The organism is Autumnicola tepida (assembly GCF_031846485.1).
GTDB lineage: Bacteria > Bacteroidota > Bacteroidia > Flavobacteriales > Flavobacteriaceae > Autumnicola > Autumnicola tepida.
Map to the genome: position 1 here is coordinate 1 of NZ_JAVRHQ010000029.1, position 25,524 is coordinate 25,524.

At 40.1% G+C, this 25,524-nt stretch carries 16 protein-coding genes and 1 pseudogene; 7 read left to right on the forward strand and 10 right to left on the reverse strand.

Going from position 1 to position 25,524, the window contains the following annotated elements; translation table 11 throughout:
- Positions 1 to 601: pseudogene (locus tag RM553_RS17080) on the reverse strand (lamin tail domain-containing protein); the annotation flags it as partial.
- 160 nt (positions 602 to 761) lie between these two features.
- Between RM553_RS17080 and RM553_RS17085 the strand changes: the two are divergent.
- The 5 genes from RM553_RS17085 (at position 762) to RM553_RS17105 (ending at position 8,647) form a co-directional block, all read left to right on the forward strand.
- Positions 762 to 2,633: a M61 family metallopeptidase gene (locus RM553_RS17085; RefSeq protein WP_311536175.1), complete on the forward strand. Its 1,872-nt coding sequence runs from the start codon at positions 762 to 764 to the stop codon at positions 2,631 to 2,633.
- A gap of 124 nt (positions 2,634 to 2,757) precedes the next feature.
- A complete protein-coding gene (locus tag RM553_RS17090; protein WP_311536176.1) occupies positions 2,758 to 4,758 on the forward strand; it encodes a monovalent cation:proton antiporter family protein in 2,001 nt (666 codons plus the stop codon).
- A gap of 101 nt (positions 4,759 to 4,859) precedes the next feature.
- Positions 4,860 to 6,524 (forward strand): ABC1 kinase family protein, encoded by a 1,665-nt coding sequence (locus RM553_RS17095; protein ID WP_311536177.1) that lies wholly within the window; start codon positions 4,860 to 4,862, stop codon positions 6,522 to 6,524.
- 72 nt (positions 6,525 to 6,596) lie between these two features.
- Entirely contained in the window at positions 6,597 to 8,081 is a 1,485-nt protein-coding gene (locus RM553_RS17100) for a S10 family peptidase (RefSeq protein ID WP_311536178.1), read from the forward strand.
- A gap of 62 nt (positions 8,082 to 8,143) precedes the next feature.
- Positions 8,144 to 8,647 (forward strand): hypothetical protein, encoded by a 504-nt coding sequence (locus tag RM553_RS17105; protein WP_311536179.1) that lies wholly within the window; start codon positions 8,144 to 8,146, stop codon positions 8,645 to 8,647.
- Between the two features lie 99 nt (positions 8,648 to 8,746).
- Here RM553_RS17105 and thrC read toward each other — a convergent pair whose 3' ends face one another.
- The 5 genes from thrC to RM553_RS17130 all read right to left on the reverse strand — a co-directional run bounded on the left by thrC (position 8,747) and on the right by RM553_RS17130 (position 16,366).
- Complete coding sequence (gene thrC / locus RM553_RS17110; RefSeq protein ID WP_311536180.1) at positions 8,747 to 10,042, reverse strand: threonine synthase; 1,296 nt, start codon at positions 10,040 to 10,042, stop codon at positions 8,747 to 8,749.
- On the reverse strand, positions 10,039 to 10,962 hold the full coding sequence (locus RM553_RS17115) for a homoserine kinase (protein ID WP_311536181.1): 924 nt from the start codon (positions 10,960 to 10,962) through the stop codon (positions 10,039 to 10,041). Before RM553_RS17115 ends, thrC begins: the two co-directional genes overlap by 4 nt.
- Before the next feature lie 5 nt (positions 10,963 to 10,967).
- A complete protein-coding gene (gene thrA, locus RM553_RS17120; protein WP_311536182.1) occupies positions 10,968 to 13,415 on the reverse strand; it encodes a bifunctional aspartate kinase/homoserine dehydrogenase I in 2,448 nt (815 codons plus the stop codon).
- 340 nt (positions 13,416 to 13,755) lie between these two features.
- Positions 13,756 to 15,219, reverse strand: coding sequence for a magnesium chelatase (locus RM553_RS17125; RefSeq protein ID WP_311536183.1), 1,464 nt, complete (start codon positions 15,217 to 15,219; stop codon positions 13,756 to 13,758).
- 16 nt (positions 15,220 to 15,235) lie between these two features.
- The gene (locus RM553_RS17130; RefSeq protein ID WP_311536184.1) at positions 15,236 to 16,366 is read right to left on the reverse strand and encodes a vWA domain-containing protein; all 1,131 of its coding nucleotides are present in this window, start codon (positions 16,364 to 16,366) and stop codon (positions 15,236 to 15,238) included.
- 699 nt (positions 16,367 to 17,065) lie between these two features.
- Between RM553_RS17130 and RM553_RS17135 the strand changes: the two genes are divergently transcribed.
- Positions 17,066 to 18,142 (forward strand): endonuclease/exonuclease/phosphatase family protein, encoded by a 1,077-nt coding sequence (locus RM553_RS17135; protein WP_311536185.1) that lies wholly within the window; start codon positions 17,066 to 17,068, stop codon positions 18,140 to 18,142.
- Here the strand turns inward: RM553_RS17135 and RM553_RS17140 are convergent.
- Positions 18,139 to 19,419, reverse strand: coding sequence for a capsule assembly Wzi family protein (locus RM553_RS17140; RefSeq protein ID WP_311536186.1), 1,281 nt, complete (start codon positions 19,417 to 19,419; stop codon positions 18,139 to 18,141). The genes RM553_RS17135 and RM553_RS17140 overlap by 4 nt on opposite strands.
- 145 nt (positions 19,420 to 19,564) lie before the next feature.
- Between RM553_RS17140 and RM553_RS17145 the strand changes: the two genes are divergently transcribed.
- Positions 19,565 to 20,296 carry a tyrosine-protein phosphatase gene (locus RM553_RS17145; protein ID WP_311536187.1) on the forward strand — a complete coding sequence of 244 codons (732 nt, stop codon included), beginning with the start codon at positions 19,565 to 19,567 and terminating at the stop codon, positions 20,294 to 20,296.
- Here RM553_RS17145 and RM553_RS17150 read toward each other — a convergent pair.
- The 3 genes from RM553_RS17150 to RM553_RS17160 all read right to left on the reverse strand — a co-directional run bounded on the left by RM553_RS17150 (position 20,293) and on the right by RM553_RS17160 (position 25,518).
- Positions 20,293 to 22,704 (reverse strand): GumC family protein, encoded by a 2,412-nt coding sequence (locus RM553_RS17150; protein WP_311536188.1) that lies wholly within the window; start codon positions 22,702 to 22,704, stop codon positions 20,293 to 20,295. The genes RM553_RS17145 and RM553_RS17150 overlap by 4 nt on opposite strands.
- A 5-nt stretch (positions 22,705 to 22,709) precedes the next feature.
- The gene (locus RM553_RS17155) at positions 22,710 to 23,462 is read right to left on the reverse strand and encodes a polysaccharide biosynthesis/export family protein (RefSeq protein ID WP_311536189.1); all 753 of its coding nucleotides are present in this window, start codon (positions 23,460 to 23,462) and stop codon (positions 22,710 to 22,712) included.
- Between the two features lie 79 nt (positions 23,463 to 23,541).
- A complete protein-coding gene (locus tag RM553_RS17160; RefSeq protein WP_311536190.1) occupies positions 23,542 to 25,518 on the reverse strand; it encodes a polysaccharide biosynthesis protein in 1,977 nt (658 codons plus the stop codon).
- Positions 25,519 to 25,524 lie beyond the last annotated feature (6 nt).

The window sequence follows — 25,524 nt, forward strand, 5'->3', positions numbered from 1 at the left end:
CTGGCTCTGGCTCTGGTTCGGGATCGGGATCAGGATCTGTAACTTCTCCTCCAAAATCCTGGTTTGCATTAATGGCCCCAAAAGTATTCTCCAGGGCTTCCTGCCAGGTAAAAGCCGTGTACTCCTGCCCTTCTCCACCTAATTGCAGCGAAAAGCCAACCTGGGTAGAGCTGTTTTCCTGCACTCCAATATCTTCGCTTTCCAGGCCGGAAGCCGGCCCATCCAGCGCGGTAATTGTGCCTTCATAGCTTAAAAATTGGATCACATTGCCATCATTATCTACTAAAGCAAGCCCATCGGGAGATCCGTTTTGGATGCTTCCATCAGAAAATTCTAATGTTCCATAGCCGCCCTGCAAATCGGGAATCGTACCTCCTAAAGCTATCTCCCCATAGGTTTCTGAATCGCTCCCGTTGTAAAGAACGATGCTCCACCCGGTGAGATCTGTCCCGGCGGGACCGGCTACTTCTACCGCTTCCCCGGTATCACCCCCATCATTATCATAATGAATTTCATTTATAAAAACGGACTGCGCCGCGGCGAAATTCAGAAAAAAACCAAAGCATATAAAGATGCCCCAAAATCGTAATTTTTGCTTCATAGTATAGGATTTTATAATCCGCAAGAAACAACAATATTATATTTTCCTCTTTACCTTTTTATTAACAGCATGTTAACAGAGGGTAACTTATCTCTTTTGCTAAAGAGGTTGTAACTTTTCACCCAAAATCCTGACATACATAAAAAATCAATTTTTAATAATGAGAAAAATTTTCTATGCCGTCGCATTTTCTCTTGCGCTATATGGCTGTAAAACCACACAAAACACAATTACAGAAGAACCGCCAATTGTTACCAACCTGGACCTGGTGCATGTAAATAATGACCGGGTTCTGGTAAGCGTTGATCCTCCCGAAATTTCTACGGAAGAAACCGTTTTTTACATTCCTAAAACAGTACCCGGCACCTATTCCACTTCAAATTATGGGAAATATGCCGAAGATTTTAAAGCCCTGGACAGTAAAGGAAATGAACTGGAGGTGATTAAAATTGATGAAAACAGCTGGAGGATTCCAAATGCAAAAAAGCTGGACAAAGTAACCTATCTTGTTAATGACACTTTTGATATACAGGGAGAAGGAGGAATTTACTCCATGGCCGGGACCAACATCCTGGAAGACAAAAATTTCCTTCTGAATTTGCACGGGTTCGTTGGGTATTTTGAAAAAATGGAAGAAAAAGAATACCGCCTCGAAATTTTAAGGCCTTCAGACCTTATTGCCGGAAGTTCTTTAAATGTAGATGAAACCCTGGACGCTGAAGTTGAAAATGCCAAAACAGATGTCTATAACCTCAACAGGTATTTTGAAGTTACCGATAATCCCATAATGTACGCCGCTCCAGACACTACCAGCTTCATGGCAGGTAATATGAAGGTGTTAATTGATGTATATTCTCCAAACAAGAAACATTCGGCGCAAAGCCTTAAACCCGCAATGGAGAAAATGATTAGGGCTCAGAAAGATTTCCTTGGCGATATTAATAATACCGATAAATATGCCATTATCGTATATCTCTCTGCCACCCCTGGACAAAATGATGCCGGAAATTTTGGAGCGCTGGAACACCACACCTCAACTGTAGTGGTGATGCCTGAAACTATGGAACAGCAGGCACTTAACAAGAGCATGACCGATATAGTTTCGCACGAATTTTTCCACATTATCACCCCGCTTGGCGTGCATTCCAACGAGATCCATTATTTTGATTACAATAATCCAAAAATGTCTGAGCACCTCTGGATGTATGAAGGGGTAACCGAGTATTTCGCTAATCTTTTCCAGGTAAACCAGGGGCTTATAGATAATCAGGATTTCTACGACAGGATGAATGAGAAGATCAATACCGCCAAAAGGTTTGATGATACCATGTCTTTTACCGTGATGAGCGAAAACATCCTGGAAGATCCTTACCAGGACAGTTATTATAACGTGTACCAGAAAGGCGCGTTAATAGGAATGGCTTTGGATATAAGGCTTCGGGAATTAAGCGAAGGCCGTATGGGAGTGCTGGATTTAATGAAAAAACTTACTGAAAGATATGGCAAAAACAAGCCTTTTGAAGACGAGGAATTAATTCCCGTAATTGTAGAGCTTACTTATCCGGAAATCCAGGAGTTTTTCGACACCTATGTTAGCGGGACCACTCCAATCCCTTACGACCAGTTTTTTGAAAAAGTTGGCCTGGAGCTAAGGGAAGATCAGGTGCCGGTAGATTACCTGCTAAAAGATCAATCTACTCCTTACATCACCGTAAATGCTTCCGGAAATATCCTGGTAAGAAATGATATTGAACTGAACACCTTTTTTACCGAATTAGGCCTACAGGGTGGAGACGTAATAAGGGAAATAAACGGAGTGGCTTATACCCGCGAGTATATTTACGATCTTATTATGGCTTCGCAGGAGTGGGCTGAAGGTGAACAAATTCAGGTTAAAGTTACCCGAAATGGGGAAGACGTTGTTCTTGAAGGCCCAATTGCAGCCGCTAAAGCGCCCGGAATGCGACTGACTGAAATTCCTAATGCCAGTAGCGAACAAATTGAATTGCGCCATGCCTGGTTGAAATCTTAGAAATACGGATTAGAATTTTATGAAAAAGCGGTAGTATTCACTATCGCTTTTTTATTTTATTTATCAATGTATTTCTCCTAAATTGAAGATTTTTACTAACCAACTTTAGACCTTACACTGCCTGATGGAAATTCCTATTTTACAGGATATTGTAGTAATTCTGGGATTATCAATCCTTATAATTCTTGCTTTCCAAAAGATAAGAGTTCCCTCTATCCTGGGATTTCTATTAGCGGGAATTATCGCCGGCCCCCACGCATTCAATTTAATTAGTTCCAGCCATGAGGTAGAACTGTTATCAGAAATAGGTATTATTTTCCTGCTTTTTGTAATTGGAATAGAACTTTCGTTAAAAGGTCTCGCTTCCATTAAAAGAACCGTGATCTTAGGAGGTGGTTTACAGGTGGCAGGAACCATTTTGTTTACCACCCTGGTGGCGATGTTTTTTGGCCTTCCTTTAAATTCTTCCATCTTCCTGGGATTCCTGTTCTCTCTAAGTAGCACCGCCATTGTGCTGAAATTACTGCAGGAAAAAGGGGAAATTACCGCGCCGCATGGGCGAATTGCTGTGGCCATCCTGATTTTCCAGGATATTGTAGTGGTTCCCATGATGCTTTTTACCCCGCTCCTGGCCGGTAAGTCAAAGAATATTTTAGAAACGGTAGGCATCCTTACAGGCAAAGTAATTTTAGTGGGAATTGTAATTTTCCTACTGGCAAAATACGTAGTGCCAAGGGTTTTTAAATGGGTGGTAAAAACCAAAAATCAGGAGTTGTTTATTCTTACCGTGGTGGTTTTTTGTTTTGCCATTGCCTGGCTCACTTTTTCGGTGGGCCTATCGCTGGCCCTGGGAGCCTTTTTCGCGGGGCTTATCATTTCTGAAAGCGATTACAGCCACCAGGCTACGGCCAATGTATTGCCCTTCAGGGAAATCTTTATCAGCTTTTTCTTTATTTCCGTCGGAACACTTTTAAATCTGAATTTCTTTTTTCAGAACATTTTATACATTTTGTTGCTCGTGCTGGGCGTGGTTTTGCTGAAGATGATCGTAGTGGGAATTACCACCTTTATTTTGAAATATAAGCCACGAACTATCTTTATGACCGTCTTCAGCCTGTTCCAGGTGGGGGAATTTTCACTGCTACTTTCGGGAGTGGGACGGGACAACGGAATAATTCCGCAGAGCATCTACCAGTATTTCCTTGCAATTTCCATAATAAGCATGGGGCTAACCCCCTTCCTAATTTCATATTCTACAAAACTAACCTACGCTTTATTACAGGCGCCAATCTCTTCCGCAGTAAGGAAAAGACTGAACGCCATGAGAAAAACAGCGGAAAAAGAGGAAGTGCCACAGGAAAACCTTCAGGACCACCTGGTAATCATCGGTTACGGAATAAATGGTGGCAACATTGCCAAAGCGGCAAAAAACGCCAATATTCCTTATGTTATTGTAGACATGGAACCGGAATCTATTGAAAAAGCGAAAGCCAAGGGAGAACCGGTGGTTTTTGGGGATGCCACCAATCCCACTATTTTAAAACATATTCATGTTCAGGAAGCACGGGTGGTGGTAATTGCTATTTCAGATCCCAATGCCACTAAAAAAATTGTAAGCAGTATACGGCTTTTCACACAAACCGCTTTTATTATTGTAAGAACGCGTTACGTAAAAGAAATTGAAGAAAATATTAGATTGGGCGCAGATGAAGTTATTCCGGAAGAGTTTGAAACCTCTATTGAAATCTTTACCAGGGTGCTTAAAAAATATCTTGTTCCTTTTGATGAAATCCAGGAGTTTACAGACAGTATTCGCTCTTCAGATTATGCAATGCTTACAGCCATTAAGGGCAAACCACACAATCCCAATTTGCAGCACCTCAATATTCCCAATAAGGAAATTGCCACTCTAAGCGTAAAGCAAAACAATAAAAATATTGTAGGCAAGAGCATTGAAGAATCCGGTATGGGCAAAAATTACCGGGTAACTGTTCTGGCAATAAAAAGAGAGAATAAGTATTTAACAGAGATTTCGCCATCTACTGTTATTATGCAGGACGATTTACTTTACGTTTTTGGCAATCCGGGAAATATTAACCATATCAATAAAATGCTTTCCTATTAATTTAAACAATTGTTAAAAATTGGGGGCGCCTGGCGTTCTGTAAATGGGCTAATTTGTATATTGTTTTCAAAAAAATTACAGCCCTTAACTGAATTCAATACATGTCTGTTCTACCTAACAATATGCACCGTTACCAGAAATTTATAAGCTTTATGCTGAAGTACTGGCACAGTGACCTCTTCCGCAGTACGGCTTCACAAATGATGGAAGGCAATGAGGAAAACCATGAAGATAATTTTGATCAAAGCCCGGAAGAACTGGTGGAAGATCTTAAAAAAATGGGGCCAACCTACATAAAACTTGGTCAATTACTTTCTACGCGTCCAGATCTTTTACCCGATGCATACCTTCAGGAACTGGCCAGCCTTCAGGACGATGTACCTCCTATCCCTTATGAAGAAGTGCATAAAATTGTAGAAGAAGAGCTGGGAACGCGAATTTCCAAAGCTTTTAATTCTTTTGAAGAAAAACCTCTAGCCAGTGCTTCCATTGGCCAGGTACATTATGCTACCTTAAGATCTGGCCAGCCCGTGGCTGTAAAAGTGCAGCGCCCGGGAATCCGGTTAAAATTCCTGGAAGACCTGGACACCTTAAGGGAACTGGCAGATCTTGCCGTAAAACATACCCAAACCGCCAAAAAATATTCCTTCGACCAGGTGCTGGAAGAACTAAGGCATATTCTGTTGCAGGAACTGGATTATACCAGGGAAGCAAAAAACCTGGAAACCTTGGGAAACAACCTCAGCAAATATAAGCAGCTGGTGGTGCCGCAGCCCATAAACGACTACTGTTCAGGGAAAGTGCTTTCCATGGAATTTATCGAGGGCAAAAAAATCACAAAGCTTTCCCCTCTAAAACAGCTGGAAGTAGATTACAGTCCGCTTGCAGATGAACTGGTACAGGCTTACCTGCAGCAAATCATTAATGATGGTTTTGTACATGCAGATCCGCATCCCGGGAATGTGCAGTTTACCAGCGACGATAAAATTGCGCTTATCGACCTTGGGATGGTTGCCAAATTCACGCCGCAACTGCAGGAATACATCCTGCAGCTACTCATTTCCATAAGTACCACCAATGGTTCTGAAACTGCTAAAATCCTGCTTAGGATGAGCAAATATGATGATTTGGCCAGGATAGATATTTTTCAAAAGACCATCAGCGACTTAATAATGGATAGTGAACACAGCACCGCCAGGGATATGCAGACCGGCAGGTTGCTTATTCAGCTGAACAGGCTTGCGGCCGAATGTGGAATTCATCTTCCCGTGGAAATCAATATCCTGGGAAAAATTTTACTGAATATGGACCAGCTGGTTGCTATTCTTGATCCTGATTTCGATTTAAAAAAGGCCATACAACAGCATGTGCAGAAGATAATGCGTAAAAAAGCCTATGAAGAGCTGAAGCCGGAAAACTTCTTTTCGATGCTTCTGGAATCAAAAAAGCTTACTGAAAACATGCCGGAACGCCTGAACAAGATTTCAGAAAACCTGGCAAATAACGAATTAAAAATACAAATAGACGCTATTGATGAAAAGCGTGTAACCGATGGTTTTCAAAAAGTGGCCAACCGTATTACCCTCGGCCTCATTATTGCCGCCACCATTATTGGCGCTGCCATGCTCATGCAGGTACCTTCAAGTTTTACCATTTTCGGGTATCCGGGCCTTGCCATTCTTCTGTTTTTGCTGGCTGCTGCAGGCGGAATCGTTTTGAGTTATATTATTGTTTTTAAAGATGAAAATTTAAATAACCGCAAATAGCTCAAAAAGCCTCCGCCCTTGTGGTTTTCTTTAATAAGAAGTATTTTTCGATTCAATTTCAAAATTATTTAAATGAAATATATCTCCAGCCTGTTTCTGCTATTTATCATTTTTTCATCTTATGCACAGAAAATCGAGGTGCCTGTAGACACCACTGTAGTTACACAACATTCGGTTAAAATAAAAGGGCAAAACATCAATTATTCGGCCACAACGGGAATGCAACCTGTATGGAATAAAGATGGTGAGCCAATTGCCAGCCTGTATTACACCTACTACAAAAGAAGTGATATTAAGAATCCTGAAAATCGCCCTTTGGCTATTTCCTTTAACGGCGGCCCGGGCTCCGCTTCGGTTTGGATGCATATCGCCTATACCGGCCCGAGAATTTTGAAAATTGATGATGAAGGTTTTCCCGTACAGCCTTACGGAATTAAAGAGAACCCGTATTCAATCTTGGACGTGGCAGACATTGTTTATGTTAATCCCGTCAACACAGGGTATTCCCGGCCAATTCCAGATGCTGAAGGAAAAGTGGACCGCGAAAAGTTCTTTGGGGTAAATGCTGATATTTCTTACCTCGCAGAATGGATTAACACCTTTGTTACCCGGAACAGCCGCTGGCTTTCTCCAAAATATCTTATTGGAGAAAGTTACGGTACCACCAGGGTTTCCGGGCTGGCGCTGGAATTGCAGAGCAGCCAGTGGATGTACCTGAACGGAGTTATACTCGTATCTCCCACAGAACTTGGTATAGAAAGGGATGGACCGGTAGAGATTGCCAACCGCCTCCCCTATTTTACCGCGGCAGCCTGGTATCATAAGGCCTTGCCTGAAGAACTTCAGAATAAAGACCTGGAAGAATTATTGCCTGAAGTGGAAAAATACGCTGTTAATGAAGTTCTGCCGATGCTGGTGAAAGGTGGCTTTGCTGAAGAATCCAGCCGACAGGAAATTGCTGAAAAAATGGCCTATTACTCGGGTATTTCAGAAGAAGTGATCCTTCAGAATAATCTTGAGGTGCCAATAAGATACTTCTGGAAAGAATTGCTGCGCAATTCTTCCGGCTACACGATCGGCAGGCTGGATTCCAGGTATTTAGGCCTGGATGAAAAGGAAGCAGGGGATTCTCCGGATTATAATGCTGAACTTACTTCCTGGCTGCATTCATTCACTCCCGCGATTAACCATTATTTAAGGGAAGAGCTCAACTTTAAAACCGATTTGAAATACTTCATGTTTGGCCCGGTGCATCCCTGGGACAGGAGCGCTAACAACAGCGGCGAAAATTTAAGAGCAGCCATGGCCCAAAACCCAAATCTCGATGTGATGATCCAGTCTGGGTATTTTGATGGCGCCACCACCTATTTCAACGCGAAATACTCCCTGTGGCAACTGGACCCAAGCGGTAAAATGAAAGACAGGCTGCATTTTAAAGGCTACCGCAGCGGTCATATGATGTACCTCCGCAGTGAAGACCTTAAAAATGCCAATGAAGACATTCGTGAATTTATTGAGAAGACGCTTCCGGAGGAAGGAGCACCTGCTAAATATTGATAAACATAACGCAACCTTTTTGGATTCACAGTATCTACTAAGAGAATACTAAAAATAAAATTATGAAAAGATTGCTCAGCCTAATCACCATTCTTGTACTATTGTCCTGCTCTAATGATGATGACACCGGAATGCCCAATAACGAGGAAGTACCTGGAGTTTGGGAAACTTCTTATGAAATAAACAATGAAGATTATCCAGACCTGGAAGATGGAGATTATGAATATGTACTGCAGTTCGAATTTTTTAGTGATGGCACTTTTGAAAGTCACACCTTCTTAAGAGACATCAGCAACAACGCTATTCAAGGTTATAATGTGCAAATGAAAGGAAATTTTACTACTGAAGGTGATCGCATGAATTTAATTTATGATCAATGGAATTCTAACACTGAAGCCTCGCAATTTGTAAGCCTTGATGACCTGAGCTTAATTCAGGAAGATGTAGAATGGAGCTTTGATTTTTCAGTTGAAGACGAAGAATTGCTATTTGATTTTGATCCTTGCGGGCCTTTAGAATATTGTGCGGATGAATTAACCTTGGAGCGTGTTACACAGGCACAATAACAAAAAATGATTTCAAGAACCGCGAAAATGCACCTCTAAAAGGCTTATCATTAGTATTATTACAACCTCACAAATTTTGAAAATCTGTGAGGTTTAAAATCACTTCAGCAAATAACTCTTTAGCTCATCATAATTATTAATTTGATGAGCTTTTTTCTTTTTATCCAAAATACCTTCTATAAGTGCTGGAACCGGAACTTTTTGAGCTATCACCTCTTCTACAGTGTCAAGAAATTTTACAGGATGAGCCGTTTCCAGAAATACCCCATAATATTGCGGATGATTTTTTAAAAATTCCTTTAATCCCAGGTATCCAACCGCACCATGGGGATCCATGGTATAGCCTGTTGTATCGTAAACTTCTTTAATGGCCATTTTAGTGGCCAGATCATCAAAACTATAAGAAGAAAGGTATTTTTTCAGGTTTCCGAATTGGTTTTCAAATAATTCCAGCACCCTTACAAAATTACTGGGGCTGCCCACATCCATTGCGTTGGAAATCGTCTGGACACTACCTCTAGGTTCATATTTACCATTTTCAAGATAACGCGTAACTACATTGTTGGCATTATTAGAGGCCACAAAATGGTCTATGGGCAAGCCCATTTCCCGCGCCAGCATTCCTGCGCAAATATTTCCGAAATTCCCACTTGGCACCGAAAAAACCAGTTTTTGACCTTTATACTTCAGTTGTTTATAAGCCAGAAAATAATAAAACATTTGCGGAAGCCAGCGCGCCACGTTAATGGAATTTGCAGAAGTAAGCTGCCTTTTCTGCTGAATTTCATCATCCAGAAAGGCTTTCTTCACCATATCCTGGCATTGGTCAAAAGCGCCTTCTACTTCTAAAGCCGTAACATTTTCGCCCAGAGTTGTAAGTTGTTTTTCCTGAATTTCGCTAACTTTTCCTTTAGGGTACAGAATCACTACATCAATCCCATCCACTCCAAGAAATCCACTGGCCACAGCACCGCCGGTATCGCCGGAAGTTGCCACAAGAACCGTAAGCTTCTCAATTTTGCCTTTTTCAACAAAATACCCAAGGCTGCCCGCCATAAAGCGCGCTCCTACATCTTTAAAAGCAAGTGTGGGCCCATGGAAAAGTTCCAGGCTACTAACACTGTCTTCTACCGGAACCACAGGAAAATCAAAATCCAGGGTTTCCGCTATGATGTCTTTCAATCTGCTTTCCGGAATTTCTTCTCCAACATAATTTTTGATCGCCTCAAACCCAATTTCTGTTTTATCCAGAGCCTGAATTTCATCAAAAAAACTTTGTGGTAATTTCTCAATTTTCTCCGGAAAATAAAGCCCTTTATCTGGAGCAAGTCCTCTAACGACCGCTTTTTCAAAATTTGACAGGTGCTCCCTGTTATTTAAACTGAAGTAATTCATGATAATATTTTTATTCCCTCCTTGTTAATTCCGGAGAGGTGTAATTCGAAATCTATGGCTTTGGATTTGTAAAACTCCTTTATGGCGGACTTCACTTTTTCAGCATTTTCATCTCCCCTGCACATGGCATAAACTGAAGGCCCGGAACCTGAAATACCAAATCCCAGGGCAGCATTTTCAGCAGCAATCTTCTTCAGCTCATCAAAATAGGGAATAAGAATAGACCGCACCGGTTCTACAATTTCATCCTGAAGGCTTCTGCCAAAAAGATCATAATTACTGGTATAAAGCGCACTTACCAGGGCGCCTAAATTTCCCCACTGAGTGATGGCTTTTTTCAGGCTCACGCTTTGCCTGAGGATAGCCCTGGAATCTTTGGTTTTAATCTCAATTAAAGGATGAAGTACCACCACTCGCAGTTCTTCTGGCGTAGGCAGGCTTAAAACTTCAAGCGGCTCGTAACTTCTCACAAGGCTGAAGCCGCCCAGAAGCGCGGGCGCCACATTATCGGCATGGGCATTGCCGCTCGCCAGCCTTTCACCTTCCATCGCAAAAGGAATAAGCTCAGACACGCTAAGGGGTTCTCCCAACAGTTTATTTATCGCGAAAACCGCCCCGGCAGCACTGGCAGCGCTACTGCCAATCCCGCTCCCGGCCTTTATTTTCTTATCAATTTCGATGTCAAAACCCTGGGAATTCCCCAGGTCAGCAAGAAAGGCTTTGGCAGCCACTCCGGCTACGTTCTTGTCGGTTTCCAAAGGCAGATCCTGGCCGGTAATACTTGTAATCCTTACTTCCTGAAGGCTGTTTTCACTAATGATCATTTCATCCCCAACATTATCAAGGCAGCAACCTAACACGTCAAAACCACAGGACAAATTTGCGACTGTTGCTGGAGAAAATATTTTTATCTGGTTCATAAAAGTTATTTTTTCCCAATTCGTATCACGTCGGCAAAAATACCTGAAGCCGTTACATCTGCGCCGGCACCGGCACCTTTTACTATAAGTGGCTGCTCACTGTAGCGATCGGTAAAAAACAATACGATATTATCACTCCCGCTAAGGTTGTAAAACGGGTGATCTGCCCCTACTTCCTGCAAGCCAACTTTAGCCTTTCCACCCTCCAGTTGGGCCACGTACTTGAGCTGAGCATTATTTTCTTCAGCACTGTTGTATATTTCCTGGAATTTAGGCTCATCCTGCTTCAGCAATTCAAAAAACTCCTCGTTAGTTTCAGAATTCAGGCTTTCTTCAGAAAGGAAATCTTCTCGTTCTATATCTTCAAGTTCCATTTTGAGTCCGCTTTCCCTGGCCAGGATGAGGATTTTTCTGGCCACATCTACCCCGCTAAGGTCTATTTTGGGATCTGGTTCGGTATAGCCTTCTTTCATGGCCATTTCAACAGTTTTATAAAAAGGATCTTTTGCTTTATAGGTGTTGAACACAAAATTAAGACTACCTGATAACACTGCCTGTATTTTCTGAATACGGTCTCCCGATGCCACCAGGTTCTTTAAAGTGTCTATAATTGGCAGGCCTGCGCCCACATTGGTTTCATATAAAAAAGATGCGCCGTATTCCCTGGCCAGGTTTTGAAGTTGCTGATAATTGACAAAATCATCTGCACAGGCAATTTTATTGCAGGTAACCACCGAGATGGAATTTGCCAAATATTCTTTATACCAACCGGCAATCTCGGCACTGGCAGTATTGTCTACAAAAATACTGTTGCGCAAATTCAGGTTGTTCACCTTATCAAAAAATTGCTGTTTATTGGCTTGTTCTCCATTTTCCAACAATTCCTGCCAATTTTCCAGGTCTATGCCTTCTTCATCAAAATACATTTTCCTGGAATTGGAAAGGCCGAGCACGCGTACCTTCAGCCTAAGTTTTTCCAGCAGATACTTTTCCTGCTTTTTAAGCTGGGCGAGTAATTTACTTCCAACATTCCCCACGCCGGTAATAAAAAGGTTCAGCTCTTTGGAAGGCACCTCAAAGAATTGCTCGTGCAAGGTATTGAGCGCTTTTTTGACATCCTTTTTAGCAATAACGGCAGAAATATTCCTTTCTGAAGACCCCTGGGCGATAGCCCGAATATTGATATTGTTGTTCCCCAAGGCACTGAACATTTTGCCGCTAAGCCCGTGGTGGCTCTTCATACTATCTCCTACAAGGGCGATAATGGCCACATTCTCTTCAATTTGAACAGGTTTTATTTTTTTATGCTCAATTTCAGCTTCAAAAGCTTCATCAAGAGCTTCTTTGGCAGCTTCGGCCTCGTCATCTTTAACAGCGATACAGATACTATGCTCTGAAGATGCCTGGGTTATTAGCACCACATTGATGTTTTCCTGGAACAGGACCTCAAAGAAACGCTTGGAAAAACCGGGAATTCCAACCATTCCAGATCCTTCGATATTCAGTAATTTTATGGAATCTATATGAGTGATCCCGGTAACCCAGCGGAAATTTTCTTTGCTGGACCTGGAGATTACTGTCCCTTCTTCCCCCGGTTTAAAAGTATTCTTTATATGGATTCTAATCTGTTTATCCAATAGTGGCTGCAAAGTAGGCGGATATAAAACCTTGGCGCCAAAATGCGAAAGCTCCATCGCTTCTTCGTAAGAAATGTTCTTTAGCGGATATGCCTGCGGAACCAGGCTTGGGTTGGCGGTGTACATTCCGTTCACATCGGTATAAATTAAAACCTCTTCCGCCTCCAAAGCACCGGCAAATATTGCCGCAGTAAAATCTGAACCTCCACGCCCAAGGGTACTTGGAACTCCCTGACTGGTTTTAGCTACAAAGCCGGGGACTACATAAAGATCATTCTGAGCATTTTGAAAGTAATTTTTAATATTGGCGTAGGTTTCCTCATAGTTTACCTGGACTTTTTCATTCATATTCCGGCATACTACAATTTCCCTGGAATCTGCAAATCCAACATTAATCTCCAGGCTTCTAAAATATTCTGCAATAATGAGAGAAGAAAGTATTTCGCCAAAGCCTGAAACTACATGGCGGGTTTTATTGGAAAGTTCGTTCAAAAGATAAACACCTTCATATAATGTTTCCAGACGATTAAACTCCGTTTTTATTCTACTGAGAATGGCACTTTGGGATTGTACGGGAATTAATTCCTTAACGGCTTCCAGATGCCTTTTTTCATTTTTTGAGAGTATTTCTTTATAGGAATCATCTTCAGCAGAAGCCAGTTCGGCCATAAGTAAAAGATCGTTGGTAACGCCACCAAAAGCAGAGAAAACGGCAATTGTTGAATCGTTTTTTAAATGTTCCTGAACAGTTTCAGCTACTAATTTAATACGGTCGGGAGATGCTAAAGAAGAACCTCCAAATTTTAGGATATTCATGTTTGAATATTGATTTATTGTGGAATAATTGAATTTAAAATTACCAGGTACAGGTACGGACGGAAGTTTGTATACAAATTACCCCAAAGGGGTAATGCCAGTAATAATCATAGTAATAATACCGTGTGCAGAAATTGCGGTGAAAATTGACAAATTACTATGTGCTTTTAATGTTCGCATTATTTTGGCTAAACTGCTGATAAAATTATATAATTTTAAATGTAAAAAAAAACAAAAGCGAACATTTCTATTCGTAATTATGAATTTCTCATTTCTTTTAAAATAAAATACCTGATCTGCAATGAGATCAGGTATTTATTAATTTATTCGGAATAAATAATTATAGACCACTAATATAGCTTCCGTAGAGATCTTTAAACTGCACGCCCTGAGAAAAACGGTGTTTGCTCAGCTTTTTGTATTCCACCAGTCCCCACAACAAAAACTCTTTATAGAAGTAGCTCTCTTCTTTACCTAGTTCAGGCTGATATTTTTTTATAAGATCGTTTAGCGGTTTTATGGAATCAAGTTTTTCTTTGTATTCCTTATCAGAAAGGTCATCGGGCAATTCAAATCCGCTTTGCTCAAAAAACCATTCCACCAGATCATCATACGGACTTTTATCTTCTGCTTTCTGAAGTTTTTCAATCTTCGGAAAATATTCAGGAAACAGGGTTTTCACCGCATCTCCAATAAGCTCCATAGCCACGGTCGCGGCGCCTTCCTGCTCTCCTTCATAAACCAGTTCTACTTTACCGGTAATCGCTGGAATCACTCCAAGGAAATCACCAAACCTCAGCAGCGTTTCCTTATCTCCGGCTTTCAGGCTACGCCTTTCTGCCGCGCTCAGTAAATTTTCATAAGCGGTAATACTCATACGGGCACTAATTCCACTTTTTTCATCTATAAATTCACTTTCACGAGCCTCAAAACTAATTTGCTCCAACAGGTCTTTTGCCAGTTCCGGCACATAAACAAGCTCTGCCTGCCTGCTATCCAGTTTTGCTTCCTGCTGGGTAATAGTCTTGGCGATTTCGATAGTTTCAGGATAATGCGTTAGAATTTGAGAGCCAATCCTGTCTTTAAGCGGGGTAACGATACTTCCCCGGTTGGTATAATCCTCAGGGTTCGCGGTAAATACAAACTGAAGGTCTAACGGAAGCCTAAGCTTAAAACCTCTAATTTGAATATCTCCCTCCTGCAGGATATTGAATAAAGCCACCTGGATTCGCGCCTGTAGATCGGGCAGTTCATTTATCACAAAAATACTGCGGTTAGCGCGGGGAATCATCCCGAAATGGATTACCCGGTCATCAGCATAACTCAGTTTTAAATTTGCGGCTTTAATAGGGTCTACATCTCCAATAAGGTCGGCAACTGTAACATCTGGCGTGGCCAGTTTCTCATAAAACCTTTCTTCTCTATGTATCCAGCTAACCGGAGTTTCCCCACCTTTTTCTTTAATTAGTTCTTTGGCGTAACGGGAAACAGGATTTAATGGATCATCATTAATTTCTGAACCCTCTACCACAGGAATATACTCATCCAGCAGGTTTACCATTAACCTGGCAAGGCGTGTTTTTGCCTGTCCACGGAGACCCAAAAGATTTATATTATGTTTGGAAAGGATTGCTCGTTCCAATTCCGGAATTACAGTGTTGGAATAACCGTGAATTCCTTCAAACGCCGATTCGTCATTTTTTATTTTCGCTATAAGATTTTGCCGAAGCTCTTCCTTTATGCTTTTACTTTTATACCCGGCATTTTTTAAAGCACCGAGTGTTTTAATATTTTCAATTTTCATGCTAGTTTTTTTGAGTTTAACCTCTTATTCTTTTTTTGCGATTGGCTTCGTAATCTTCAAAGATCATTTCCCCAAGACCTTTTAATCCGGTGTAAAACGCCTTACCCTGATTAGCATTTGTGAATTCACGCACAAACTGTGTGAGATAAGGATCCTGCGCGATCATAAATGTGGTGATTGGTACATGCAGTTTTCTTGCCTGGCGGGCAGCATTATAACATTTGTCTACAATATAAGGATCCAGCCCCATGCTGTTCTTGTAATAAGAACCGTCTCTTTCCCTGATACAGCTGGGTTTACCATCTGTAATCATAAAAATCTGCTTATTGGTATTCCTCTTTCTTCGCAGGAGATCCATGGCCAACTGTAAACCCGCCACGGTATTAGTGTGGTAAGGGCCAACTTTTAAATACGGTAAATCTGCAATGGATATTGGCCATGCGTCATTCCCGAAAACAAGGATATCCAGGGTATCTTTGGGATACCTGGTGGTAATAAGTTCAGCTAAAGCCATAGCTACTTTTTTAGCAGGAGTAATCCTGTCTTCTCCATAAAGGATCATACTGTGGCTGATATCGATCATGAGAACTGTGCTCATCTGGGATTTGTAGTGCGTTTCCTCCACCACAAGGTCATCCTGCGTCATGTTAAAATCTCCCGGGCCATTGTTGATCTGGGCATTGCGCAAGCTTTCGGTCATAGAAATACTGTCCAGGGAATCCCCAAACTGATAGGCCCTGAAATCTCCTGTATGTTCATCTCCCCTGCCTATCTGATTGGTGCGATGGTTTCCTGATGTTCCTTTTTTCAGTTTCCCAAATATCTGGTCCAGGGCCTGCTGCCTAATAGCCCGTTCGGTTTTTGCAGTAATTACCATACCGCCGCCTTCCTCAGGGTCTATTTCTTCCCTTATATAGCCTTTTTTCTTCAGGTCTTCTATAAAGTCATCAAGAGTGTAGTCATCATCGGTAAGATCATATTCTTTGTCCAGCTGTTCCAGCCAGTCTAAGGCTTCATCTAAATCTCCCGAAGTGTGGGTGATCAATTCTTTGAAAATCTCAAAAAGCTTTTCAAAAGGGGTCTTAGACGGTTCTTCATATTTTTTGAAAACGAACCCCCTTCTTTCCAATTCATTTTTCTTCTTCATATCCTAAAAGTAATGCATTTTGTACAGAAGATGAAAAACAATTATCCAGAGATATTCTAATATTTTGTTAATACCATTTTTGTCTCTAAGAACTTTTCAAACAAGAAACGGAAAACCTGACGGAATTGTATCCGGCTCTTCTGAATATAATTGATAGGAAGGCTGAATAAAAATTAAAAAAGCAATTTCAGTTGAACTCAGCAACGTTATTCTTTTCTTAAAAGCTTTAAAAAATTGAGGATTAGAAGGAACTTTGAAAAACAAATGAGATTTAAAATCATAATGGATCTTTACTCGCTGACCAACTATTGTGAGTTAGTGGCAATGATTATTAAAGATAGGCAGGAAAAAGCATATTATTAAAGATTCCGGGCTGATGGAGGAAAATTGTATAATTTTAGATTTCTCAAGCATTCTTAAGATGTCAAAGCTCAATAGATGTTTTAGGCAAAGTTTTACAGAGAAATTTGAGCCTGTTTTTTCTTATTAATATATATTTGAACGGTGCAGCAGCTATTTTTACTATTATTTAGCCTCGATGAAAAATATTGATAATCTTCTTTTTGATGAAGGCAGGCATTCCATGGAATTATATAAATCTAATTGAAAATTAAAATTTTTTAGTATCTCAAATAAATTAACTATTAGGTTAAATCCCATTATAGATGGGTTTATGCCGGCTCAAAATAAAAATTCCCCATGAGAATAACAGAAATTGTCCTTTTATTCTTCTCTTTTTTAATGATCATCCCAACGTTAGCATCACTCACAAGATTTGATCAGTGGTGGATTAGGGGATTTGATTTTCCCCGGGTGCAATTCAGCTTCCTAATGTTTGTAGTTATTATTTTCTCGCTTTTTTACTACTCATTTGAAGAAACCTGGCATTATATAGCTGTTTCTATATTATGTCTGAGCCTGTTTTACCAGCTGAAAAAGATTTTTCCTTTTACACCAATGGCAAAAAAAGATGTCCTGGAGTTTGCGGGAGATGATCCCGATGCCACACTGTCTATACTGGTGAGCAATGTACTTACTCCAAATAAGAAGTATGAGGAACTTTTAAAATTGGTTAGAGAACGGGATCCTGATATCCTGCTCACGCTGGAATCTGATAAAAAGTGGGAAAAGGAGCTGAGTATTTTGGAAGAAGATTACCCATACACTGTAAAAGTTCCGCAGGATAACCTCTACGGAATGCACTTGTACTCTAAACTGAAGCTGGAAGAAGAAAGGGTAAGGTTTATTGTTCAGGATGATATTCCTTCTATTGATGGTTATTTAAGGCTCAGGAATAAGCGTAGAATACGTTTTCACTGCCTGCACCCAATGCCACCCAGCCCAACAGAAGCTGATACTTCCACAAACCGCGATGCTGAGCTGCTTATGCTTGGGAGGGACATTAGGGTAGACAAGGAACCTGTTGTTGTATTTGGAGATTTAAATGATGTAGCCTGGTCCAGAACCACCAGGTTGTTTAAAAAAATGAGCGGATTACTCGACCCAAGGGTAGGGAGAGGTTTTTTCAATACTTTTCATGCAGATTACAAGCTTTTACGCTGGCCCCTGGACCATGTATTCCATAGTACTGATTTTACTTTAATAGATATCGCCAGTGAAAGGAATATAGGCTCTGACCATTTTCCCATGTACATTAAACTGAACTATGAGCCGCGGGCCGAGATTATTCAGGAAGAACCAAAGGCAGAAGAAGAGGAAAAGGAATGGGCTGAAGAAAAAATTGAAGATGCCAATCCCCGGGAAAAAGCCGTTTAATATAACTTTTTGGAAAGCTTTACGCCTGCTCCAAGATTAGTAGGAGCGTCCGAAATAAAATCGGCTCCCAGTTGGATGTCAATAATAAAATTATCAGAGTTATAAACTTCAGCATCGAGGAAAGTGGAGAGAATAGTGTTATCTAAAACATCATTCCCTTTATAACCATAATTGGATCGGTAGCTAGCCATAAATTTATAGAGATATTCATTAAAAGCCACCCCTGTGAAAGCAAGATGATGAGCAATGAGGGTATTATTATATACTCTTGTTCTTTCTTCATTCATTGTAATAAAAGGCACACCTATAACTTTATTCTCATAAGTCCATCCTGATTTATAAAGATTATGAACAAAGTAATTATCTTCTCCATCAGTGGTTCCACTCCCTTCACTCTGGTCCATGGTGTAATAAAGCTCGTACATTATTGCTTTGATCCAGGAATTTTCAGATAACATATACATATCTTCAACATAAATTCCGTACCTGCCATCGGGAGTGTTATAAAGCATTCTCCCTGAGCCATCTTCAAAAAGATGATTATAGATCAGTTCAATTTTATAATCATTAATTTCTGTGTTTAATTTTACTTCATAAACACCAATTTGGTTTCCAGCAGCATTTTCTTCCCTGCCATCCACATCGTCTTTCAAACCCAAAAAGACGTTTAAGTAATCTTTAAAACTAGAATTGAGTTTCCCATATTCAGGAGAAGTACCTGCCCATTGTGCATACTGCTGTAATCCCGCCGAAAGCTGAAAATTACCTGATGATTTATAAACCAGATTAAAACTTTTATGGTGCACTCTCGTATCTTTTACATATCGGTCATCATCCATAATGTATTCAGCAAAAGAAGCTGTAAAGCCAAGGCCATGGTCATTTACAAAAAAAATTGGCTCTGCAGTTTCTATTCTCACACCAAGTAAAGGCCTTGAATTTAAGGACCATGCAATATTTGCATTTGAGGCACTAAGACCTCTGTAAAGTTCCTTTTCCTGCTTCCTCCCTGCCGTGGCTATTAGCCATGAATTTTGAAACCGGATATAAGATTCATCAAATCGTAGCCTATCTATGTATCCATCCTGGAACAGTAATCCCATTCCCACTTCCATAAAGCTATCATTATTAAAATATGTCCTGGCGCTACCATTGGCCCAGGTAGAAAAATTTGCGGTTTCATCTATTCGTCCTCTTTTATTGGAGTGCAACCAGAATGGAGATTCTTCAGTTGTGTAAGCATTGCCAAAACCATTAATATCCAAAGTGAATTCCAAATTTTGAGCAGAAGAAAGAAGTACAAAAAAGGAAAAAAGAAGATTTAAGACAATTTGATGAAATTTCATACAGTAATTGAAAATTCCGTTATACGGAATAGGTTGCGGTCAAAATTATGTAATTTTGTGCAGTAATAAAGAACCTATGCTTTCAATTTTCCAAAAAAAAGAATATCTGGCAGATTACCTGGAAGGATTTACAGATTTTCACAATCACCTTCTTCCCGGTATTGATGATGGATCTGCTTCCATAGAAGAAAGCCTGGAACTTATTAAGAAGTTTGGAGAATTTGGAATCAATTCTTTCGTCGCCACTCCTCACGTAATGGGAGAATATTATCCTAACACACCAGAATCCATAAAGGAAGCTTTAGAACAATTAAATGAAAAACTTCCCGAGAATGTGAAGTTAAAGGCGGCGGCTGAATATATGATGGACCAGCACTTTCTGGATATTTTAGAAGCCGATACTGTTCTTTCTATAAGCGGAAAACACATTCTTGTAGAAATGTCCTTTTTTCAACCTCCTATTAATCTGAATGAAATTTTATTTAAAATTCAGAATAAGGGATTAAAACCAATTCTCGCTCATCCAGAGAGGTATCCTTTTTATCATTCAAAAGACCTTCAGCAATATGAAGAAGTTAAATCCAGAGGCTGCAAACTTCAATTAAATATGTTATCCCTTTCCGGCCATTATGGACCCGGCATTAAAAAAATGGCAAATATCTTACTAGATCATGGATTAATAGATTTTATTAGCAGTGACTGCCATAGAATAGAGCATCTTGTAAAGATACAGGGGCTAAAGCTTCCAAAAAAAAGAATGGAACTTATAAAACCTGTTATTGCAAATAGTAAAGTGCTTTTTAATTAATCAGGTTTTTTAGAAAAGGGATTTTTGAAAAATCTTTTTATTTTGCTTTCTTCTTCCTGGCCATAACCATATCCGTAACCATACGCATAGCCATACTTCGCGCCATAAGAAAACTTGGAATAATCCACATCATTCAGTAACACAGCTAGGCCTTTTAATTTCCCCTGCTTTTTTAATTCTTTAGGAAACTCCAGAAGTTTCTTTTCGGTATATTCGGCTCTGGTCACATAGATTGTAGTATCGGCCAGAGGACTAATTAAAAGAGTATCTGTTACAATCATGGTAGGAGCTGTATCTACAATCACATAATCGTAATTGGCTGCAGCATAATCCAGCAACTTCTTCATCCTGTCGTTCATAAACAATTCGGCCGGATTAGGAGGAATAGCTCCCGAAAGGATCACATCTACTTGTAATCCATCTTCCTTTGAGGCAACAATAATATCTTCTTCTGTAATTTCGTAGTCGTACAGATAATCTGACAAACCTTTATCTGAAACCATGCTGGAGGTATACCTATGTAATTTCGGATTCCGGATGTCGGCACCTATTAGTAACACCTTCTTTTTTGTACTGGCAAATGTTCGACCCAAATTGTAGGAAATAAAGGTTTTTCCTTCACCTTTAATGGTGGAGGTCACAAAAATAATTTCCCCTCTATCCTTGTTCTTCCCCTGAATAAGGTATGCCATATTAGTTCTCAAAATCCTGAAAGATTCCGCCAGTGGGGAACGGTCATTAACTTCTATAACGTCGTGATGTCCCATATTTATCCTGGGGACTTCACCAATAAAAGGAACGCTTTGGATTAAACTTTGCAAATCCCCTTTATGATGTACCTTGGTGTCAAGAAAATTCTTTACAAAAATCACAAGGACTGGAATAAGCAGCCCAATTACAAATCCCCCCACTAGTATAAGCCAGGGTTTTGGATCTACAGGATCGGCATAAGTGAAAGCAGGGTCCACCACCCGCGCAACAGCAGAAGTTGAGGCAAAAGATATGGCTGCTTCCTCCCGCCGCTGAAGGAGAAACAAATACAGTTGCTCCTTAATTTGCTGCTGACGCTCAATACTTCTTATTCCTCTCTCAAGGCCGGGAAAACTACTAAATTGTCCCTGGGCAGTACTCTCTCGTTTAATTAATTCATTCCTCTTTAGTTGTAAAGATTCTTTAGTATTTTGGATATTTCCAAGAAGGTTACTGCGGATTGAACTTAACTGTTCATCTATTCGCTGGATCACAGGATTTTCTGGAGTCCCAGTACTTAACAAATCATTTCTCTGAAGGATAAGAGTATTATAATTCCCTATTTGCCCTGAAATTCCAGCTTCTTCTATCCCTATATCTGAAGGAAGCAAGGAATATTCCTCCTGCTGTTGCAGGCGTCCCTGTACTGAATTCACTAATTCCAGCTGCGTTTCCACATTAAAAATCTCCTCCTCTGCTGAAGAATATCTCGCCCGGAATTCCTGTGCTCCACTAGCCACATCCATAACCTGATTTTCGCGCTTAAAATCTGCCATGCCCCCTTCTACAGAATCAAGTTCCTGTGTAATAATCTCCAGTCGCTCCTGTATAAATGCAGTTGTATTTTCAGCCACCTCTCTTTTATCAGCTACACCTTCTTCATTGAAGTTCTCCATCAGGGTATTTAAAAAATCTTCAGATTTTTCCGGAGATTCCTGTGTAACCCCTAAAGCCAAAATATCTTCCGCCTTTCCTTTTTGCCCTATTTCCAGCTCAGCAATGTACCTGCTCACCACCTCATTAAGAGGGATGATTTTAACTATTACTGGATTACTCCAATCCTTATTATCATCTTTTGAAGCTCTTCTTTGAACCGCAAATTCAAGTCCGTCCAGCTTTATATTCTCTCCTATTTGATGTACTTGAGAATACGCTGCTTGTTCATCCTGCAATAAAAATTTATTTTGACCTTGTGGGGTAATTAAAAAAGTTCTTGAGGTATTATTAAGGATGGAGTCGGGAGTTTGAAAATCTAACACTACAGGACTACTTTTATAAGCCTCTACAGTAATCACATTGCCTTCAATAAAATAGGAGATATTTTGGTCTAATTCATCCACAACACTGGCCACCATTTGTTTTGATTTAAGTGTAACAATTTGATTCGCCAATGTTGAATTTTCCAGAGACAAAATAGAACTATTACCTGAAGGTATCGCACTCATTACACTTTTATCCTCGTCTTTCACTATCATCATGGAAGATTCAGAATAATATTGAGGAATGGTATAACGGTTATAAAGATAAGCGATAAGCCCTCCTAAGAGTAATCCAAACAGTAGCCATTTCCAATGGGTTAGATATTTAAACAGCTCTGCCTTTAGATCAAAGGTTGATTCGATCTGACTATTTCCCTGATAATCCTCTAATTCTTCCATCAATCTTAAAGACTATTTATAAGTAAATAAAGACTAATAATTGTAGTCCCTATAGAAATTATTCCCTGATAACTTGTAAAAAACCCGGCAGACTTAACCTGCCTGTATGTTGGTTCAACATACACAATATCATTTTGCCTCAAATAATAATAGGGGCTATTGAACATATCTGAATCTGTCATATCGATGTATCCTACTGATTTCACACCATTCACTTCTCTTATAATTTTTATATTCTCGCGCTTACCTGTGTAAGGGATACCACCAGCCTCAGCCAGCAACTGGGGCATAGAAATACGCCCATCCTGAACCGGCACGCGGGCATTTACCTCGCCTAAAACTGTAACGGTATAATTCATAAAACGTACGTTAACAACCGCATCGGTTACATATTTTCTAATTTTGGCCTGAAGCATTTGCTCCACTTCTCCCCTCTTTTGTTGCGCTACCTGAACTTGCCCTAAAACCGGATATTGGATATAACCATCGGGATCTACAACATACCCGGAAAGAGAGGAATTTTGACCTCCACCACCTTGCTGGTTCCCAGTGTTTCTCTGAAATGGTTCTACCACCTCCTGTATTTGGGAAGAGACCTTAATATATAGCACATCATTAGGCTGAATTATTGGTTCATAATCCAGTAAATTTTCCATTCCTTCCAACTTCTCAGAGTTCTGGAAATAAACAATTTCATCACGTGTAGAACAACTCGCTAATAATGCCGTAATAATTAAAGCGAAAAGAATTTTTTTCATAGTTTAATTTCAGGAAATGCAAATATAAAAGGATATAGATTATTCCCATTCAATAGGAAATAAAATTGTGTTAAGACAACTATTTCGCTCCGGAATTGATTTCAACTTTATCTAACTTTTGAAAGGAGGAATTATTGCTTATAAATTCAGGGATAAGTTCCTTTAATCTTGCAACCACCTTTTCACTTTTTAATTTGTTAGCAGATTTTATTATGTCATCAATTTTGCTGCTGATGAGTTCGAAATCTCTTACCACATCCTGACCAATCATTATTTTTTTATGGTGGGTTGGCAGTGTTTTACACTCATCATTTAATAATTCTTCATAAAGTTTTTCCCCAGGGCGAAGTCCGGTAATACGAATTTTTATATGCTTATCAGGTTCGTACCCGGCCAGTTTAATCATTTTAATTGCCAAATCCATAATCTTCACAGGTTCTCCCATATCGAAAACAAAGATCTCTCCTCCCTTTCCCATGGCACCAGCTTCCAAAACTAACTGGCAGGCCTCGGGAATCGTCATGAAATACCGGATAATCCCGGGATGCGTAATGGTAAGCGGACCACCTTTTTCAATTTGTTTTTTAAAGAGAGGAACAACCGATCCGTTCGATCCCAGAACATTGCCAAACCGGGTAGTGATAAATTTGGTTGTTTCTGTTCCTTCTCTTAACTGACTGTGATAAAGCGACTGTACATACATTTCTGCAGCCCTCTTAGAAGCCCCCATTACGTTACTAGGGTTTACTGCCTTATCTGTAGAAACCATAACAAAATGGCCGGCTTTATATTTCAGTGCCAGATCAGCCAGGTTTTTTGTTCCCGAAATATTTACAAAGACGGCCTCATGGGGATTCTGCTCCATTAAAGGCACATGTTTATAGGCAGCAGCATGATATATTACATCAATTTTATTATTAATAAACATAAGCTCCAAGCGCTTATAATTTCCTACATCACAAATTATACATTTGTAGTCAAGATCAGGAAATTTAGCTTCTATTTCCAGCTGAATGTTGTGTAAGGGAGTTTCGGCCTGGTCCAGAATTATAAGTCGCTTCGGATTATATTCTGCCACCTGCCTTACGATTTCACTTCCTATAGACCCTGCCCCACCGGTCACAAGAATAGTCTTTCCGGTTAGCTGATCTATTTTATTCTGAACATCCAGGTTAATGGGTTCTCTGTCCAGTAAATCTTCAATCTGAAGACTTTGTACTTTCTGGGCGATAGGTTTATCCTCGCCCCAGGTAGAAACCAGCGGGGCGTTATAAACACTAAGTCCGTTTTCCAGGCAATTTTCTACTATTTTAAATTTTTCTTCCGCAGAAAATTTATTCTCGGAAAAAACTACCGCATCGGCCTTGAGGGATTTAGCCTCTTCATGGACATTTTTTCCATACTTTAAAACCGGCTTATCCAAAAGCCGAATACTTTTATTATGTTTTTCGTTTGAAAGAAATCCCACAATTTTAAATCTCCTGGGGTGTTCAATATCAAGTGCCCCTGCAATAGAGATAGCATTCTCATCAGCGCCAAGGATCACGGCATTTATTAATTTTTCGTCTTTCTGAACAAATTTGAAATATTCATAAATCTGCTTCACTGCCAGCCTGAATAAAAAGAGAAGAGAAAAAGATATCCATAGATTAATCAGCAACGCACCAAAAAGAAAGACTTTCTGATTAACAACAAGGGATGTAATCAGGTTAATTAGGAGAAGCGTAAAAAAGGAACTTAGGGTGGCCAGGAGCAATTTTAATGCATCTATATTAGAGGAGTAGCGTATAATCCCTGCATATGTTTTAAAAACATAAAAAAAGAATATATTGATAAGCAGGATAATAACCCCCTTATCTGCCATATCGATTAACCCGTAAACATTGGATGTAAGATCCAGCAGAATAAAAGCGGTGCACAAAGAAGAAATTGCTACTAACCCTATATCTATTAAAAACACCACCCACCTGGGCAGGTATTTTATATTTCTTAAATTAAGTGAATTATCCGGATCGGCAGTAAGGCTCCTTAAAGTTCTATGTAATTTCTTCCCCATTAAGCA